Below are 17230 nucleotides of genomic sequence, written 5' to 3'. Positions count from 1 at the left end.
GCAAAAGTAAACATCAATAAGTACTTTTGTCGAATGTTTTCAATGAATCATCAAAAATTTATAGAAATGGATGAGCTTTCTATCCGGAAGACTCCTTATTTCTTCATCATCGACTTCTTGTGTGAAAATGTGGAAATCTACTTAGAAAACGAACTTGATAAATCGGGTTTACAGATTGATTTTCAATCATTTTCAACGCTAAAAAAGAGCAAAACCCTTGACAAAAAAATTGAATGGAAGTCCTATCCGGAAACATTAGAGAGCTTTAAAGCAGGATTTGATAAAGTTCAGAAAAATATTAGTCTAGGAAACTCCTACCTAGTTAATTATACAAGAAAAACTCAAATTGAAACAAATTTATCCCTAGAAGAGATATTTCTTCACTCCGATGCGAAATATAAAGTTTTTTATAAAGATTTTTTCGTATTTTTTTCTCCGGAAACTTTTGTAAAGATCATTGACGGTAAAATTTTCACATATCCAATGAAAGGAACCATCGATGCCTCTCTTGAAAATGCAAAAGAAATCCTTAAGAATGATAAAAAAGAAAAAGCTGAACATTATACGGTTGTAGATTTGCTAAGAAATGATCTAAGCATGGTGTCAGACGAAGTAGAGGTAACTCATTTTCAGAATATTGACCTGATTAAAACGCAACAAAAGAACCTATATGCCATGAGTTCTGAAATTGTAGGAAATATAAAACCTGAATTTGAAGGCAAAATTGGAAGTATCATGAAAACTCTGCTTCCTGCAGGTTCTATCTTAGGTGCTCCAAAACCAAAGACACTGGAAATCATTCTAGATGCCGAAGGCTATGGAAGAGGATATTATACGGGCGTATGCGGCTGGTTTGATGGTAAAAATGTAGACAGTTGTGTAATGATCCGTTTTATTGAAAAGGAAAACGACACTTTATATTTTAAAAGTGGTGGCGGAATAACGCATATGAGCAAATTAGAAGATGAATATCAGGAAATGAAAAACAAAATTTATGTTCCAATTTATTGAAAGTATTAAAGTTGAAGATCAGGAAGTTTTTTTGTTAGATCTTCACCAAAAAAGGGTGAATGAAACCTTTGCACACTTTGGGAAAGAAGGATCGATAGATCTTTCCAAATTGTTCAAAAGCCTCAACCATGATGAAGACGGCCTTTTCAAATTAAGAATTGCTTATGATCTGGACAAGAAAGTCAGAACACAAATGATTCCTTATGCTATTCCGGAAATATTAGACTTTCAATTGGTAGAAAATAATACTTTTGACTATTCATTTAAATTTGAAGACCGCAAGGAACTTGAAAAAATGAAGATGAAATCTAAAGCCGAGGAAATTATCATCGTCAAAAACAACCATATCACCGATACTTCGTTCTCCAATATTTTATTTATGAAGGGTAAAGAGTGGTTTACTCCTTCCACTTACCTTTTGAACGGTGTTCAAAGACAGAACCTATTAAAGAAAAAGAAAATAAAGGAAACGGAAATCACCTTACAAAACATTAAAGAGTTTTCCCATTTCCAATTGATCAATGCTTTGAATGACTTCGATGATATGTTTATCTATCCCATTGCCAGGATTAACAATTTACCCGGCAACGAAGAGTATCTGGATCTTTAGCTTTCTTTCATAAATTCAAAATACCCCTTAAGGACATCTGCACTATTGGTTCCGTGGGTATTGATTTCCAGAATCTTAGGCAAAGTATCGGGTTTGAAAAAATTATCTAAAACCCGGTCTAACGTTCTGTCATCTTCCACTTTGGTGTAAGAAAACCCAAAATGCTTCGCAAGATGTTCAGCATTTTTATGGTGTTTTGTTGCTATAAACTCATCGAGCGTATTAGGATTGGCATTACCAGGTCCCGGAATAATTTTAAAAATATTTCCTTCTCCGTTATTAAAGATGATAATCCTTACAAAAGGCGGGATGTATTGATTCCACAAGCCATTAATATCGTAGAAGAAACTCAAATCTCCTGTAATTAATAAAGTAGGATTGGAGTTTTTAATGGCAAACCCCATTGCAGTCGAAGTAGAACCGTCAATTCCGCTTGTTCCTCTGTTACAATACATCTTTCTTCTGCCAAAATCAAATAATTGAGCATATCTGATACCCGAGCTGTTGCTGAAGTGGATATTATAGTTCTCCGGTACGGTTTGTGAAGCTTTGTTAAAGAAATAAAAATCCGAAAACTCAACAAGGTTTAAGAACTTCTCGTGTTTAGCATCCTTCTTATCTCTAAGAACATCCCAAAGGTTATAATATGGCCTTGGCTCAAGATTAATAAACTTCAATAACTTAGAAAAGAATACTTCCGGTTTTACCTCTATTTTCTCTGTTAAAGAAAAATAAGTATCAGGCTGCCAGACTTCATCAAGATGCCAATGCTGCTTTGGGCGGGCTTTTCTTAAAAATTGTTTCACTTTTTTGGAAACTACATTCTGCCCTACCGTGATCAATAAATCCGGTGCATATTTTTTATAATCTTCTTCAGTAAAATTAAAGATATAACGGTCTATAAATCTAAAGAATTTTTCATGGTATACATTTGAATTCGCCTCACTCAAAACAACCGCTGTGTGGTTTTTAACCAATTGTGACAGCTGATTTTCAAGCTCAGGGATATAATCCTTTGTCCCTACCAGGATCATGATACGTTGTGAAGTATTCCAATCCGCTACAAGATTCGAAGGAATTTCATATTCTTTCTTTTTAATCGTTTTTTCCACGGTTGGAAAAGTAGGAAGTTCAGAAACCAATTCATATAAAGGTTCTTCAAGAGGAATATTGATGTGCACAGGACCTTGTTTTTCAAAACAAAGCTCAATCGCCTTTTTAATCATTTCAAAATTGATATCCTCTGCATTTTCTTCTTTATCCTCTAAAAGCTGGAAGTCTCCATAGGAATGCTGATGAAAAATATTATTCTGACGGATCGTCTGTCCATCAAAAATATCCACGAAATCCACTGGTCTGTCGGCAGTTAACACCAACAGGGGGACATTCTGATAAAACGCTTCCGTTACAGCAGGATAATAATTAACTGTTGCAGAACCACTGGTACAGGTAATGGCCACCGGCTTTTTTTCGCTTTTAGCCATCCCAAGTGCAACAAAAGCAGCACTTCTTTCATCTACAATGCTAAAACAGTTAAAATGATCAATCTCTGAAAAATGAATTGCAAGGGGTGCATTTCTCGATCCGGGAGAAATAACAACATCTGAAATCCCGTACTGCTGGAGAAGATTTGCCAATATCTGAATGCTTCTCTTAGAAGAATATTTTTTCATATCACAAATGTAGTTCATAAATACTTAATTGTAAAATCATTTAATTTAAAAAAGACGTAATTTAGCGCCACGTTAAATTTCTAAAAATGGATAAAATACCTAGTGTAGACCTGCGTGATTTCCTTTCGGACAACCCGGAACGCAAACAGAAATTTGTAAATGAAATCGGAAAAGCTTACGAAGAAATTGGTTTTGTTGCTCTAAAAGGGCACTTCCTTGATGACCAGTTGGTAGGCAATCTTTATGGAGAGGTAAAAAACTTTTTTGATCTTCCTACGGAAACAAAACAGAAGTATGAAATTCCTGGTATCGGAGGACAAAGAGGTTATGTAGGATTTGGTAAAGAAACCGCGAAAGGTTTCAAAAAAGGAGACTTAAAAGAATTTTGGCATTTCGGGCAATATGTGTCTGATGATTCCAAATACAAAACGGAGTATCCGGACAATGTTATCGTTGAAGAACTTCCGGAATTCAACAAAGTAGGTAAAGAAACATACCAGATGCTTGAAAAAACAGGAAAATATGTTCTGAGAGCTTTGGCATTATATCTTGGTCTGGATGAATTTTATTTTGATGATAAAATAGCAGAAGGAAACTCTATTTTACGACCTATCCATTATCCACCAATCACCCAGGAACCGGATGATGCTGTAAGAGCTGCGGCTCATGGTGACATCAACCTGATCACCCTTCTGATGGGTTCTCAGGGGAAGGGACTTCAGGTCCAAAACCACGACGGCGAATGGATTGACGCTATTGCGGAACCGGATGAACTGATGATCAATGTAGGAGATATGCTTTCAAGGCATACAAACAACAAATTAAAATCTACGATTCACAGAGTGGTAAATCCACCAAGGGAATTGTGGGGAACTTCAAGATACTCGATTCCTTTCTTTATGCATCCGGTAAGTGGGATGTCTTTGAATTGTCTTGAAAATTGTATAGATGAAAACAATCCGAAATTGTACGAAGATACTACTGCCGGAGAATTCTTACATGAAAGACTGATTGAGCTCGGATTAATTAAAAAATAATCTATATTTTTAATTTTTTCATTTCAAATTTTAATTATATATTTACTTTAGTGTCAAATTTTTAATTAAAACAATATGAAAAACTTAAAAAAACTAAACAACAGCCAATTAAAAGCAATTTCAGGAGCCGGGATCAAACCTGTAGAAGAATTCTGCATGTATTACTGTAACGGAGTTGTTATCTGTGCAACCTGCAGTGATGATTTCAAGTGTCCTGTTGATTCAATGTAATTGAAATTAAAAGTCATAAAAAACCGCTCCATTTACGGAGTGGTTTTGTTTTTCTATTCAAATAGCCTCAGTTGCTGCTCTTTTGTTCCGGTGAAGTTTTTTGTAGATAGTTTAGGAAATTCTTTTCCATCAAAATACTTTTTCCTGCCAATTTTAAAAGTATTATGGATCATCTCAGCGATATTTCCCTCTCCTTTTTGCCTTTCAAAATACCTTTTATCTCCCAATTTTCCGCCCCTCATGGAACGTATAAGATTAAGGACCTTTTGTGCCCTGTCAGGAAAACTGGCTTCTATCCATCTCACAAAAACAGGCTCTACCGTATCATTCAGCCTTACCAGGGTATAACCAAAGCTTTGCGCCCCTGCTTCAGAAATTGTTTTTAAAATATGTAATGGTTCATCACTATTGAGTCCCGGAATAATTGGAGCCACCATCACATTAACAGGGATCTTATGCTGCGACAGAACTTCTATTGCCTTTAATTTATTATTCGCGGAACTGGTCCTCGGTTCCATCTTTCGCCGCAATTCTTCATTGATGGTTGGAATACTCAGAGAGACAGAAACCAGGTTTTGTTCTGCCATAGGTTGCAAGAGATCGAGATCACGTAACACCAATGCATTTTTTGTTAAAACATTGACAGGATGTCTGTAATCGAGACAAACTTTCAGAAGCTGTCTTGTAATCTCAAATTGTCTTTCAGCAGGTTGATAACAGTCAGTATTGCCCGAAAGTAAAATCGGAGCTGCCTGATATCCTCTTTTTTGGAAAAATTTTTCCAGCAATTGTGGAGCATTTTTCTTTATCATGATCTTCCGTTCAAAATCAATTCCTGCACTATATCCCCAATATTCATGAGTAGGCCGCGCAAAGCAATACGCACATCCATGCTCACATCCCTGATAAGGATTCATTGAATATTCCATTGGAAGATCTTCACTTTTCACCTGATTAACAATTGTCTTGGGAAAAACTTCAGTGAAAGATGTTTTTATTGTTTCGAAATCTTCATCCTCAGGCTCAAAGGTGTACCTGTCGAAACGATTGATTACATTTCGCTGAGCTCCCTGACCTTTTATGATATTTTCGTTCTGCATCCTGATGTAAAATTAGATGGCTTTGATCAAAAAGTAATGAGTTTTAACACTAAAGTTTTCCACAAAAAAACCGACCCCTTTACAGGCGCCGGTTTTAACATAATTAGATATATTGTTTTACTACTTCATTGCATAAAATTCGACACCATGATATTCATCTTCATGATCCTTTCCATCAAAGTGTCTGTGATAATCTGAATAATAATCACTGTATTTTTTATCTTTTTTATTTAAAATCTTTTTTATTCCTAAGAAACTTAATACTGCCAAAAGTCCTACACCTCCTGCCAATAAAACTCCAATTTCCTTTTTCATATTCTGTTCGATTTAATACTTTCACTACAACAAAAAATGTACCTTTTCCATTTTATTCAATTATAAATTTTGTTAACATTAAAAAATCATTTCAGACGAAGAATATTTTATCCAGGCTACAAAATGATTGAATTAATGGTTTAATTATTGTACTAATGTTTAAAAGTATAATTATGGATAATTCAGAAAACATCGACAGAATGACCACATTAAGCCAGGTAATGAAGACCTTGTCAGAAAGAGGTATACAAAGGGAATTCAGAATGAACGAATCGAGCGAGATGAAGTTTGAAAATTCAGAAAAAAAATACCAGCCGTCTGATCTCACCATCTTAAAAACTTACCGTTTTGAAGGAGATAGTGATCCTGATGACAATGCAGTTTTATATGTAGTTAAAGATACAGCAGGAAATATCGGAATGATTATAGATTCTTATGGTGCCGACAGCAATTATCCCGGAGAAAAATTTGATGAATTCTTAAGAGACATTCCGGTTCAGGAAAGTGACGAATTTAACTTCTAAAATAAATTGATCAAGCCCGGAATTATTCTTTTTCGGGCTTTTCCTTTTTCTTAAAAACATTTTTCAGAAATCCTTTTTTCTTTTCTTCTTCAGCCTGAGGCGGATCTTCTTTTTTTAGTTCTTCCTTATGATCACTTGATACGGTTTGTTTTATATCCTTAATACTTGTTTTAACATCATCCACTGCCGCAACTGTCTTTTTAACTGCTTTTTTAGCTTTATCCGTATTAACTCCTATCAGCGTTTTCTTCAGTCCTTCCTGAATCCCTTTCCAGAATAAATTAAAAAAGGATTTGGTAGGATCCCTTTCTACTTTTTCCACTGTTACAGATTCCGGAAATTGCCCAGAGTTTGATTTGATAAACAAATTCGCTACCGCAGTTAAAAACCCTTTCTTCTCCTTATTCTCTTTATTTAAGATTGCAATTTTCAGATCTTTATGCTTCAGGTTAAAAGTTCCGCCAAGTCCTGCAGGATTTCCTTTAAAATTGAAAAGCATCTCCTGTATGGTTCCTGTAGCTGTTATATGAAGATATGGCCGGATAAAAGGATTGATTCCCTGCGCAGGAAGATTAACAGCCTTTCCTGAAATTGTAAAATCATCATGCTGATTGGCGACATCAAAATTCCAGTTGACTCCCAAAGGAGCCAGGTTCATGAATGAGCAGTCTATTTTAATATGTACCTGGGTAGGTTTTCCTTTCAACTTTGCTGAATTAAGGTTTTTGACATTCATATTAAAGTTACTGAATGTCAGTTTCCCCGGTCCTGAACTTTCAGGCGTATCTTCTTCATACACCAAAACAGAATTCTTTAAGTCCAGATTATTAATATACATCGGTATTTTTATAGACCGAAGCATCCTTGAATACAAAGGTTTTTCTTTTGGATCGTCTGCCGGAATCTTGCTCCTGAAAATATTGGCATCAGCAGATTGAATGACAACATGGGAAGCATTAATAAATTTATTGCCGGAAAATAAATCCCAATTCCCTTCCGCGGTAATCTGACCCGCTTTCAGATCATACAAATCTCTTTCAAAAGGAATCATTTTAATAAATTGCGCTCTTGATACAAGAGGCTTCATGACAAAGTTACTGATCTGAACTTTGTTTTTACTGACATTCAAAGAAGCAACACTCATGTTATAAAACTTCGTCCTGTAAGCAAAGTTTTTTGTTGTAAGCCCATAATCTTTTACCGTTAATCCAATGCCGTCATTATTTGCCTTAGGCTTAAGTTCTATTCCATTTATTGTAGCATTCAGATCATTAAAACTTAACGGCTGATTTCCTTTCTCATAAATGATATGTGAGTTTTTTACAATTACCTTTCTTATGATGACAGGAAACTGAATTCCCTTTATTTCAGATTTCTGCTTTTGAGCGACTTCACGGGTTTTTATTGTACCGTGCACCCCATTCACCAGGACATCTTTAACATCGAGATTTAGTTTTTTATCGATAAATTCCCATTTGTTGATATTAAAAGCAATATGGTTCGCTTTAAGATCCATTGATGTTTTTGAATCTGTTGGTAATGCAGTAATATCTCTTATCTCTCCACTCTTTGGATTTAGTGCAATGCTGCTAACCTTAATATTCTGCTTGCCCGCATAATAAATATTTCTGCCGGAAAAATTAAAGTTTTTATATCCTACAGGAATAATATTCTCAGCAGATTCTTTATTAAATACAAACTTATTGATATTAAGGTTCAAACTTTGAGCAGACAAAAGTTTATTACCATCGGGTTTAATAATCCGTACTTCACCGTTTCTCAATACAACATCTTCGAGGTTCACTTCAAAATTGAAAGGTTTACCTTTTTTTTGGGCCGGAGCTCCGGTATCATATACTAGCAATATCGGATCAAGGAGGCTTGCATTAGCAAGAGAAATATTATTTTTCTTTAAAACAACATCCTTAAATTCCATTCTCTGAATGTTGAACTGGAATAATTTATTTTTCTGGGGATAAAATCTTTTGAACTGATTGATGGTCAATAACGGCAACAGCTTAAAATCTTCTACTCGCATTTGCCCGTTTGTGGTTGTTATTTTATTGATTTTTATGGCATAAATATTATCAGGACGAAAGAAAAAATCTTTTCCTTTGATATCATACCGATCAAACACCACGGGTAATTTGTCTTCTACAGACTCCTCCGTCATCTGAAGGTTTTCGACAAATAAATTAAAATCCTTAACTCCTACAAACTTTTGTTTTGTGTGTCTGAATACGTTAATGTTCCCGTTGTTGATCCGTATATTCTCAAACAACACCGGGTTACGCTTCTTTCCTGTCTTTTTATCTATGGGCTTAGCAAGCGTAATATTCAGATTGGGTTTCACCAACGAAAGATCCTTTGAACTGATCTTCTTATTAAATAAGGCATCATAAATCCCGAATCTACTGATCTTCAAGGTATCTATTGTCCCTTGCAGACCTATCACATCCGTATTTTGCGGGTTTTTACTATTAACTGTTATTCCTTGGGCCAGGATATTTCCACTTCCCAAATCCACATCGAGCTTCTTGTAGGAAACTTTATAATCTGTATTGTTCTTGATATATTTAGGAAGCTGGGTTTTAAGCCAGATATTTAATCCGAGGTTAGCCAGCAAAAAAATGACAGCTAATACTCCCAGGCTAATCAATAGCTTTTTAACCCATTTTTTCATATTTGCGATTTCAGGTAATTATATCTAAATATAACATTAATTTTTTACACTCAACTCTATTACATACCCTTCATGTCCTCTTACATTTATAAAATCTCCTCCCTGAAATCCTAAGTACTGTCCTTTTATCCCGGTTAACTTTCCCGTAAATTCAGGTTTTTTATCCAGCGTAAATGAGCTGACTTTTTCCGGCTTGTCAAAAGGGTAATCAAATTTCCAAAGTTCTTCTCCTTCACTATAAAATTTCTGAAAGTCATCAGGAAAATACTGTTTTATTTTCTGCTGAAAATCCGCCAGATCCAGCTCTCCTTCAAAATCATCCTGAAGCATTTTCTTCCAGTTGGTTTTATCCGGTAAATGATCTTTTAATGCAACTTCTATCATTCCCGCTTCATAGCGGTTTTCCGTCCTGGCAATAGGTAAAGCAAAAGTTGCGCCCTGATCGATCCATCTTGTTGGGATCTGGGTATTTCGTGTCACTCCTACTTTCACATCTCCTGTATAGGCTAAATATACGGTATGCGGTTGCAGCTGGATTTCTTTTTCTATTTCCAGGTCACGCTCTGCTACTCCCAAATGAGCGGTTGAAAGTTCGGGACGGATAATAGTGTCACTTGCATATGGGCTTTCAAAAAAGCAGCTTTTGCAGAAACCCATTCTGTATATGGGTTTATTTTCTCCACAGTTTACACACTGAAACCCTGTATGTCTTATGGTCAGCTCTTTTCCGAACAATTCATTCATGTGAATAAGGTCACCGGAAAGATTAAGATAGTACTGAATCGGCTGATCATCATAGCTCGTCATTTTTAAAATTTGCCCTTGAAACTGCATATTAACTTTATATTACTTTTTTAAGTAAATTTAATGATTATATTTTCAAGTAGTAAATTTTATATTTTTGTGCTAATAAAAAAACACGAATGAGGTATCTTATAACTGGAGGAAGTGGATTTATCGGTTCTCATTTGATAGAATCCCTGTTGAAAAATGGACATTCTGTCATAAACGTAGACAACTTTGATAATTTTTATAATTATCAGATAAAAATTAAAAATACATTAGAATCTGTAGGTAAAACTTTGGATTTTGATTTTTCAGATAAGGAAAATGATATTAAAAATTTAATTATCACCACTCAGTCAGATAATTACACGCTGTATTTCCAGGATATCAGGCATAAAAATAAACTTGAAGAAATATTCCGCAATCATGAGATTGACATGGTTATTCACCTGGCTGCACTTGCCGGTGTGCGTCCTTCTATCGAAAGACCTCTTGAATATGAAGAAGTGAATGTAAAAGGAACAATGAATCTTTGGGAGCTGTGTAATGAGTTCAACATTAAAAAGTTCATTTGCGCCTCTTCTTCAAGCGTTTACGGAAACAACACCAAGATTCCTTTTTCCGAAACAGATAACGTAGACAATCCTATTTCCCCTTATGCTGCTACCAAAAAGTGCTGTGAGATCCTCGGACATGTTTACCATCATCTTTATGATATCAATATGATACAACTTCGGTTTTTTACGGTGTATGGTCCCAGACAAAGACCCGATTTGGCGATACATAAGTTTACCCGATTAATTTCTGAAAACCAGGAAATTCCCTATTATGGTGATGGAAATACAGCGAGAGACTATACCTATATCGATGATATTATCGATGGCATTATTAAATCGATCGATTATCTGGAACAAAACACCAAAGTATACGAGATCATCAACCTGGGAGAAAGTGAAGTCATCTGTTTATCGGATATGCTTTCTGCCATAGAAAAAGCACTTGGTAAAACGGCGTCAAAGAAAATGCTGCCGATGCAACCCGGAGATGTCATAAAAACCAATGCAGATATAACAAAAGCCCGGACATTAATTGGCTACAAACCAGCCACAGACTTCCAAAATGGCATAAAAAAATTTATGGAATGGTTTTTGAGAAAATGACAACAAGTAAGTTGCAGGCATCCTTATATAAAGGGAATAACGCCTGTAGTGAACAAAAGTTAATAAAAAGAATTGAAAATCAGGTATAAAAAAGTTTATTATATAACCTATTTTTATACTTTTGCAAAAAAAATAGAAAAATTATGTACTGGACATTAGAATTAGCTTCGTATTTAAGTGACGCACCTTGGCCAATGACAAAAGCAGAGCTTATTGATTATGCAATCAGAACTGGTGCCCCAATGGAAGTGGTGGAAAACCTTCAGGCTATTGAAGATGAAGGAGAAATTTATGACGCCATTGATGAGATCTGGAGTGATTATCCTACTGATGAGGATTACCTTTGGAATGAAGACGAATATTAAACTGTAAAAGGCTTTAAGCTCTGTGTTTAAAGCTTTTTTAGATATATCATAAGCACCCGCTAAGGTGTAATAATTAAAATGCTCAAGGCTTAAGTTTTGAGCCTAAATCAAAATTTTATGAGTTTTTTAAATAAAGTTCTTAAGGGGTTTTTGGGAGACAAGAAAGCGCAGGACCTAAAAGAAGTAAAAAAAGTTGTAACAAAAATCAAAGCTGTTGAACCTACCATTCAGCAATTGAGTGATGATGGTTTAAGAGAAAAAACTGCTGAGTTTAAAGATAAGATCAAATCAGCAACAAGTACCATTACAGCGCAAATAGAACAAATAAAAGAGCAGATAAAAAACTCAACGAATGTTGATGAAAAAGAAGCTCTTTTCTCAAAAATTGAATCTCTTAAAAAAGAATCATACGAAATTGAAGAAAAAGTTCTTAGCCAGATTCTTCCTGAAGCTTTTGCATTGATAAAAGAGACAGCAAGAAGATGGGCAGAGAACGGAGAGATCCGCGTAACAGCAACTGCGACAGACAGAGAACTTGCAGCAACTAAAGATTTCGTAGAAATTCAGGGAGATACAGCCGTTTGGAAAAACTCTTGGGATGCAGCCGGAACTCCTGTAGTTTGGGATATGGTCCATTATGATGTTCAGTTTATCGGAGGGGTTATTCTTCACAGCGGTAAAATTGCCGAAATGGCAACCGGTGAAGGTAAAACCCTGGTAGGAACATTACCTATTTATTTAAATGCTCTTCCGGAAAGAGGAGTTCACGTAGTTACCGTAAACGACTACCTTGCTAAAAGGGACTCCGCATGGATGGGACCTCTTTATCAGTTCCATGGAATGTCCATCGACTGTATCGATAACCACCAGCCGAATTCAGACGGAAGAAGAAAAGCCTATAACTCGGATATCACTTACGGAACCAATAACGAATTCGGTTTTGATTACCTGAGAGATAACATGGTGACTTCACCTTCAGAACTGGTACAAAGAGAATTGAACTTTGCCATCGTGGATGAGGTAGATTCCGTATTGGTAGATGACGCAAGAACACCTTTGATTATTTCAGGTCCTGTACCTCAGGGAGACAGACAGGAATTTGATGTATTAAAACCTTCTATCGACAGAATTGTAGAGGTACAGAAAAAAACTGTTTCAACAATTTTCAATGAAGCAAAAAAATTAATTGCTGCAGGAAATACGAAAGAAGGAGGTTTCAAATTGCTTCAGGCCTACAGAGGTCTTCCGAAAAACAGACAATTGATTAAATTTTTATCGGAAAGCGGTAACCGTGCGTTGCTTCAAAAAGTTGAGGGGCAATACATGCAGGATAACAACCGTGATATGCCGATCGTAGATAAAGATCTGTATTTTGTAATTGAAGAAAAAAACAATCAGGTAGATCTTACAGATAAAGGGGTAGAGTATATGTCACAAGGAAACTCAGATCCTAACTTCTTTGTTCTTCCTGATATCGGAACTGAAATTGCAGAACTGGAGGCTAAAAATTTATCTAAAGAAGAAGAATTTGAGGCTAAAGAAAAATTATTCTCTGATTTCGCTGAAAAATCTGAGCGTGTTCACACGATGAGCCAATTATTAAAAGCATATACATTGTTCGAAAAAGATGATGAATATGTAGTAATTGATGGTGAAGTTAAAATCGTTGATGAGCAAACAGGCCGTATCATGGAAGGACGTCGTTATTCAGATGGTCTTCACCAGGCAATCGAAGCGAAAGAAAATGTAAAAATTGAGGCAGCAACCCAAACTTTTGCGACGATAACGCTTCAGAACTATTTCCGTATGTACAATAAGCTTGCGGGGATGACGGGTACAGCAGAAACGGAAGCGGGTGAGCTTTGGGAAATCTACAAATTAGATGTTGTGGTTATCCCTACCAACCGTCCTATCTTAAGACATGACAGACAGGATCTGGTATATAAAACCAACAGAGAAAAATACAACGCAGTTATTGAAGAAGTTGAAAGCCTAACAGCAGCAGGAAGACCTGTTCTGGTTGGTACAACTTCTGTTGAAATATCTCAATTACTTTCCAAAGCACTTCAGCTGAGAAAAATCCCACACCAGGTATTGAACGCAAAACTTCACAAGAAGGAAGCGGAAATTGTAGCTGGAGCAGGACAGCCGGGAGTGGTAACCATTGCAACCAACATGGCAGGTCGTGGTACGGATATTAAACTTTCCAAAGAAGTAAAAGAAGCGGGAGGTTTAGCAATTATCGGTACAGAAAGACACGATTCAAGACGTGTTGACAGACAGCTAAGAGGTAGAGCAGGACGTCAGGGTGACCCTGGTAGCTCCCAGTTCTATGTATCTCTTGAAGATAATCTGATGCGTTTGTTCGGATCTGAAAGAATTGCCAAGATGATGGACAGAATGGGTCATAAAGAAGGAGAAGTGATTCAGCATTCTATGATCAGCAAGTCTATTGAAAGAGCTCAGAAAAAAGTAGAGGAAAATAACTTCGGAATCAGAAAGAGACTTCTTGAGTATGATGATGTAATGAATAAGCAGCGTGACGTAATCTATAAAAGAAGAAAGAACGCATTATTCGGAGATCACCTGAAGTATGACATTACCAATATGATCTTTGACGTTGCCAATTCTATTGCAGCCAAAGGTAAAGCTAATGGCAGTTTCAAAGATTTTGAATTTGAAGTCATCAAACATTTCACAATGGGTTCTCCTGTTTCTGAAAGTGATTTCGGTAACAAATCTGTTCAGGATCTTACGAATATCCTTTTCAAAGCAGCACAGGAAGATTATCAGATGAAGTTGAATCTGTTGAAGGAGAAATCATTCCCTATCATTGAAAATGTATACCAAAATCAGGGTTCAATGTTCAAAATGATTCAGGTTCCTTTCTCGGATGGACATAAAACGCTTACAATTGTTACGGATCTTAAAGATGCTTTTGAAAGCCAGTGCGATACGCTGATCAACGATTTCGAGAAAAATATTACGTTATCAATCATCGATGAAAACTGGAAACTTCACTTACGTGAAATGGATGACTTAAGAAGATCTTCACAAGGAGCTGTTTATGAACAAAAAGATCCGCTTGTAATTTATAAACAAGAATCTTTCCACCTGTTCAGTGAAATGGTAGACAAAATGAATAAAGAAATTATTTCTTTCTTGTACAAAGGAGAAATCCCAGCATAAGAAATAATTAATACATACGAAAAACCGCAACAAGTAAACTTGTTGCGGTTTTTTTTGCTCAAAATAAATAATTCATACAATTAAAAGCTACTATCTGGGAAAAACATCGTCCCATCCGAACTAAAAAGTTATAAAAAGGCTTTTTTATTATCTTCTCAATAAGATTTACGTGATAAATATCAATATTATGATTTATTTAGAATAATTAAAAACAATATATTTGCAAAAAAAATTGCTTTCATGAAAAATGTACTGATTGGTGTTTCAATGCTGGGCTCAATGTTAACTTTTGCACAAAAAAAAGACACGGCAGATACCAAAACCAAAAGTATTGATGAAGTCATCATTAGTACTTATATCAAAAAAGACAGTGACTATTCTAATAAAATGCCGTTAAAAGCTATAGAAGATCCACAGGTATATTCTTCAATTGATAAAGGTGTTCTGGAAAATCAATTATTATTTACCGTGGATGACGCATTCAGAAATGTCGCAGGTGCCCAAAAAATGTGGAGTGCTACCAACAGAGCCGGTGATGGCGGAATCTATCTTAACTTAAGGGGTTTTGTAGCCGGAAACTCTATCAGAAATGGAATGGTCGCTCCGATCACCACATCTATGGATGCTATTAATGTAGAAAGAATAGAGGTATTAAAAGGACCTTCTGCTACCCTCTTCGGGAGTAATGTAACTTCATATGGGGGAGTAGTAAACAGAATTACAAAAAAGCCTTTTGAAGAATTTGCAGGAGCAGTTTCTCTGGCTGGCGGAAGTTATAACTACTACCGGGTACAAGCCGATGTAAATACACCACTTACCAACGATAAAAAACTGCTATTCAGATTAAATACAGCTTATACCAATCAGGGAACTTTTCAAAGACCAAATGCAAAAAACTCCTTTTATGCATTTACTCCTTCCCTTACCTATCGCCCGACAGACAAACTAGAGATCAATGCAGAATTGGAAATGTTTGAGACTAATGCGTATCCTGAAACCGCTTTCTTTTTTTATTTTCCAAGTTCACAACTGGGAGCTGACAGCATGGATAAAATGGAAAAGCTAGGATATGATTACAAGCAAACATACACAGGGAATGATCTTAAAACAACAGCAAAAGCCAGAAACTTTTTCGGGCAGGTAAATTATAAGATCAATGATTTTATCAAATCCTCTACCAATGTAAGTACTTCCTATTCTTATTCTGACGGGTTCAATCCTTATTTCTACTTTGCTCCCAACCCCAATAATGGTTCAGAAATAGGAATTACTAGAGCCGATCAGTCTACCAAAGACAGCAAAAGAACATATTTCCAACTTCAGCAGAATTTCAATGCTGATTTTAAAATCGGAAGCGTAAGAAACAGAACCGTAGCCGGTTTTGATTATATGAGGATAAATGATAACCAATTCTTTATGTTCACAAATTTTGATTGGGTCCCATTTGGAGGAAATTATTCCAACATGAATGGTCAAACACTGAGCGAAATATATTCAAACCTTCAAAGTACGCAAGATTTTGAAAAAAACAATACCTATAAAAGTGCCGGTAAAAAAGATATCTATAGCGGCTATATTTCTAATGTAATTACTCCATTGCCCGGGTTAAACATCTTAACTTCATTAAGATATGAAAGTGTTGCTTATAAAGGTGGTATTATAGGACCAAATATTGCTTCTTCCTACAATCAGGGAGCATGGTCTCCAAAATTCGGAATTGTCTATCAGATACTTCCGGACAAGTTCTCCGTTTTTGGAAACTATCAAAATAGTTTTTCAAGTAATGGTTATTATACCTCAGATAAAGCAGGAAACATCAACCTAGCTACTCCTGAAAGAGCCAATCAATTTGAAGGAGGAATCAAAACGAATCTTATAAAAGGAAGAGTTACTACTACTTTAAGTTATTATAATATCAAAGTAAAGAACACCCTTCTTAATACAGGTGAAATGACGGGAACCGGGCAGGCTGTACAAAACCAGGCCGGATCATTAACAAGTCAGGGTGTCGAATTAGAAGCCAATGCTTACCTGATCAAAGGTTTCTCTGTAATCGCCGGAGTAAGCTACAATGATATGAAATACACTGAAGCAGACAATACGGTTATAGGAAGAAGGCCGTCAACGGCATCATCTCCATGGTTGGTTAATTTTAATGCAAGCTATCAGTTCTTAGATGGAGGTTTAAAAGGACTTGGCTTTGGTGTAGGAGGTAATTACGCGAGTGATAATAAAATCGTAAACTCTACTACTATGGGAACATTTATACTTCCGAAATATCTGGTATTAAATGCCAATGCATTTTACGATACCAAGAAATTCAGAATAGGAGTTAAGGTAGACAATTTTACAAATGAGCATTACTGGAATGGATATACGACTGCAAACGCCCAGCCTTTAGCAAATATCCTGGGAAGTATTACTTATAAATTTTAATATCACTTTTACCTCAAAAGAAACAAATTCTTCTATTTAAATTATAATTAGCATTACAATAAAAGCCATTTCATTTAGTATGAAATGGCTTTTATTATTCTTTAAATAAC

14 protein-coding genes are annotated in these 17230 nt (G+C 35.8%); 9 read left to right on the top strand and 5 right to left on the bottom strand.

Annotated features, from left to right (window positions below; genetic code table 11):
- Nucleotides 1-33 precede the first annotated feature (33 nt).
- Complete coding sequence (locus AAEU33_RS05625) at nucleotides 34-1011, top strand: aminodeoxychorismate synthase component I (protein ID WP_345991313.1); 978 nt, start codon at nucleotides 34-36, stop codon at nucleotides 1009-1011.
- Nucleotides 995-1621 (top strand): aminotransferase class IV, encoded by a 627-nt coding sequence (locus AAEU33_RS05620; RefSeq protein ID WP_273650174.1) that lies wholly within the window; start codon nucleotides 995-997, stop codon nucleotides 1619-1621. Before AAEU33_RS05625 ends, AAEU33_RS05620 begins: the two co-directional genes overlap by 17 nt.
- On the opposite strand, the gene menD is transcribed toward AAEU33_RS05620, so the two are convergent.
- Nucleotides 1618-3294, bottom strand: a complete 1677-nt coding sequence (gene menD, locus AAEU33_RS05615; RefSeq protein WP_273651068.1) for a 2-succinyl-5-enolpyruvyl-6-hydroxy-3-cyclohexene-1-carboxylic-acid synthase — start codon at nucleotides 3292-3294, stop codon at nucleotides 1618-1620. The two genes, AAEU33_RS05620 and menD, sit on opposite strands and share 4 nt — an antisense overlap.
- 86 nt (nucleotides 3295-3380) lie before the next feature.
- Here menD and AAEU33_RS05610 point away from each other — a divergent pair, with 86 nt between their 5' ends.
- Together AAEU33_RS05610 and AAEU33_RS05605 are read left to right on the top strand one after the other, a co-directional pair.
- A complete protein-coding gene (locus AAEU33_RS05610) occupies nucleotides 3381-4331 on the top strand; it encodes an isopenicillin N synthase family oxygenase (protein ID WP_172281459.1) in 951 nt (316 codons plus the stop codon).
- A 75-nt stretch (nucleotides 4332-4406) separates the two neighbouring features.
- Entirely contained in the window at nucleotides 4407-4562 is a 156-nt protein-coding gene (locus AAEU33_RS05605) for a hypothetical protein (protein WP_172281461.1), read from the top strand.
- A 53-nt stretch (nucleotides 4563-4615) separates the two neighbouring features.
- Here the strand turns inward: AAEU33_RS05605 and AAEU33_RS05600 are convergent, their stop codons facing one another.
- A complete protein-coding gene (locus AAEU33_RS05600; RefSeq protein WP_345991311.1) occupies nucleotides 4616-5662 on the bottom strand; it encodes a PA0069 family radical SAM protein in 1047 nt (348 codons plus the stop codon).
- A 120-nt stretch (nucleotides 5663-5782) separates the two neighbouring features.
- A complete protein-coding gene (locus tag AAEU33_RS05595) occupies nucleotides 5783-5977 on the bottom strand; it encodes a hypothetical protein (protein ID WP_172281465.1) in 195 nt (64 codons plus the stop codon).
- 173 nt (nucleotides 5978-6150) lie between these two features.
- On the opposite strand from AAEU33_RS05595, the gene AAEU33_RS05590 reads away from it, so the two are divergent.
- Nucleotides 6151-6501, top strand: coding sequence for a hypothetical protein (locus AAEU33_RS05590; protein WP_172281467.1), 351 nt, complete (start codon nucleotides 6151-6153; stop codon nucleotides 6499-6501).
- Nucleotides 6502-6523: 22 nt separating this feature from the next.
- Here AAEU33_RS05590 and AAEU33_RS05585 read toward each other — a convergent pair whose 3' ends face one another.
- Together AAEU33_RS05585 and AAEU33_RS05580 are read right to left on the bottom strand one after the other, a co-directional pair.
- The gene (locus tag AAEU33_RS05585) at nucleotides 6524-9184 is read right to left on the bottom strand and encodes a hypothetical protein (protein WP_345991309.1); all 2661 of its coding nucleotides are present in this window, start codon (nucleotides 9182-9184) and stop codon (nucleotides 6524-6526) included.
- Nucleotides 9185-9220: 36 nt separating this feature from the next.
- Nucleotides 9221-10018 (bottom strand): DUF2797 domain-containing protein, encoded by a 798-nt coding sequence (locus AAEU33_RS05580; protein WP_172281471.1) that lies wholly within the window; start codon nucleotides 10016-10018, stop codon nucleotides 9221-9223.
- A gap of 89 nt (nucleotides 10019-10107) precedes the next feature.
- Here AAEU33_RS05580 and AAEU33_RS05575 point away from each other — a divergent pair, with 89 nt between their 5' ends.
- From AAEU33_RS05575 to AAEU33_RS05560, 4 genes are all read left to right on the top strand, one after another.
- A complete protein-coding gene (locus AAEU33_RS05575) occupies nucleotides 10108-11130 on the top strand; it encodes a GDP-mannose 4,6-dehydratase (RefSeq protein WP_345991308.1) in 1023 nt (340 codons plus the stop codon).
- A 143-nt stretch (nucleotides 11131-11273) separates the two neighbouring features.
- Nucleotides 11274-11495, top strand: coding sequence for a DUF2795 domain-containing protein (locus AAEU33_RS05570; protein WP_027382805.1), 222 nt, complete (start codon nucleotides 11274-11276; stop codon nucleotides 11493-11495).
- 117 nt (nucleotides 11496-11612) lie between these two features.
- Entirely contained in the window at nucleotides 11613-14684 is a 3072-nt protein-coding gene (gene secA, locus AAEU33_RS05565; protein WP_172281475.1) for a preprotein translocase subunit SecA, read from the top strand.
- Nucleotides 14685-14924: 240 nt separating this feature from the next.
- A complete protein-coding gene (locus AAEU33_RS05560) occupies nucleotides 14925-17120 on the top strand; it encodes a TonB-dependent receptor (protein WP_345991305.1) in 2196 nt (731 codons plus the stop codon).
- The last annotated feature ends 110 nt before the right edge of the window (nucleotides 17121-17230 follow it).

The sequence above is a fragment of the Chryseobacterium sp. Chry.R1 genome (assembly GCF_039645525.1).
Classification (GTDB): Bacteria; Bacteroidota; Bacteroidia; order Flavobacteriales; family Weeksellaceae; genus Chryseobacterium; species Chryseobacterium proteolyticum.
This window is presented reverse-complemented; position numbering and strand designations above follow the sequence as displayed.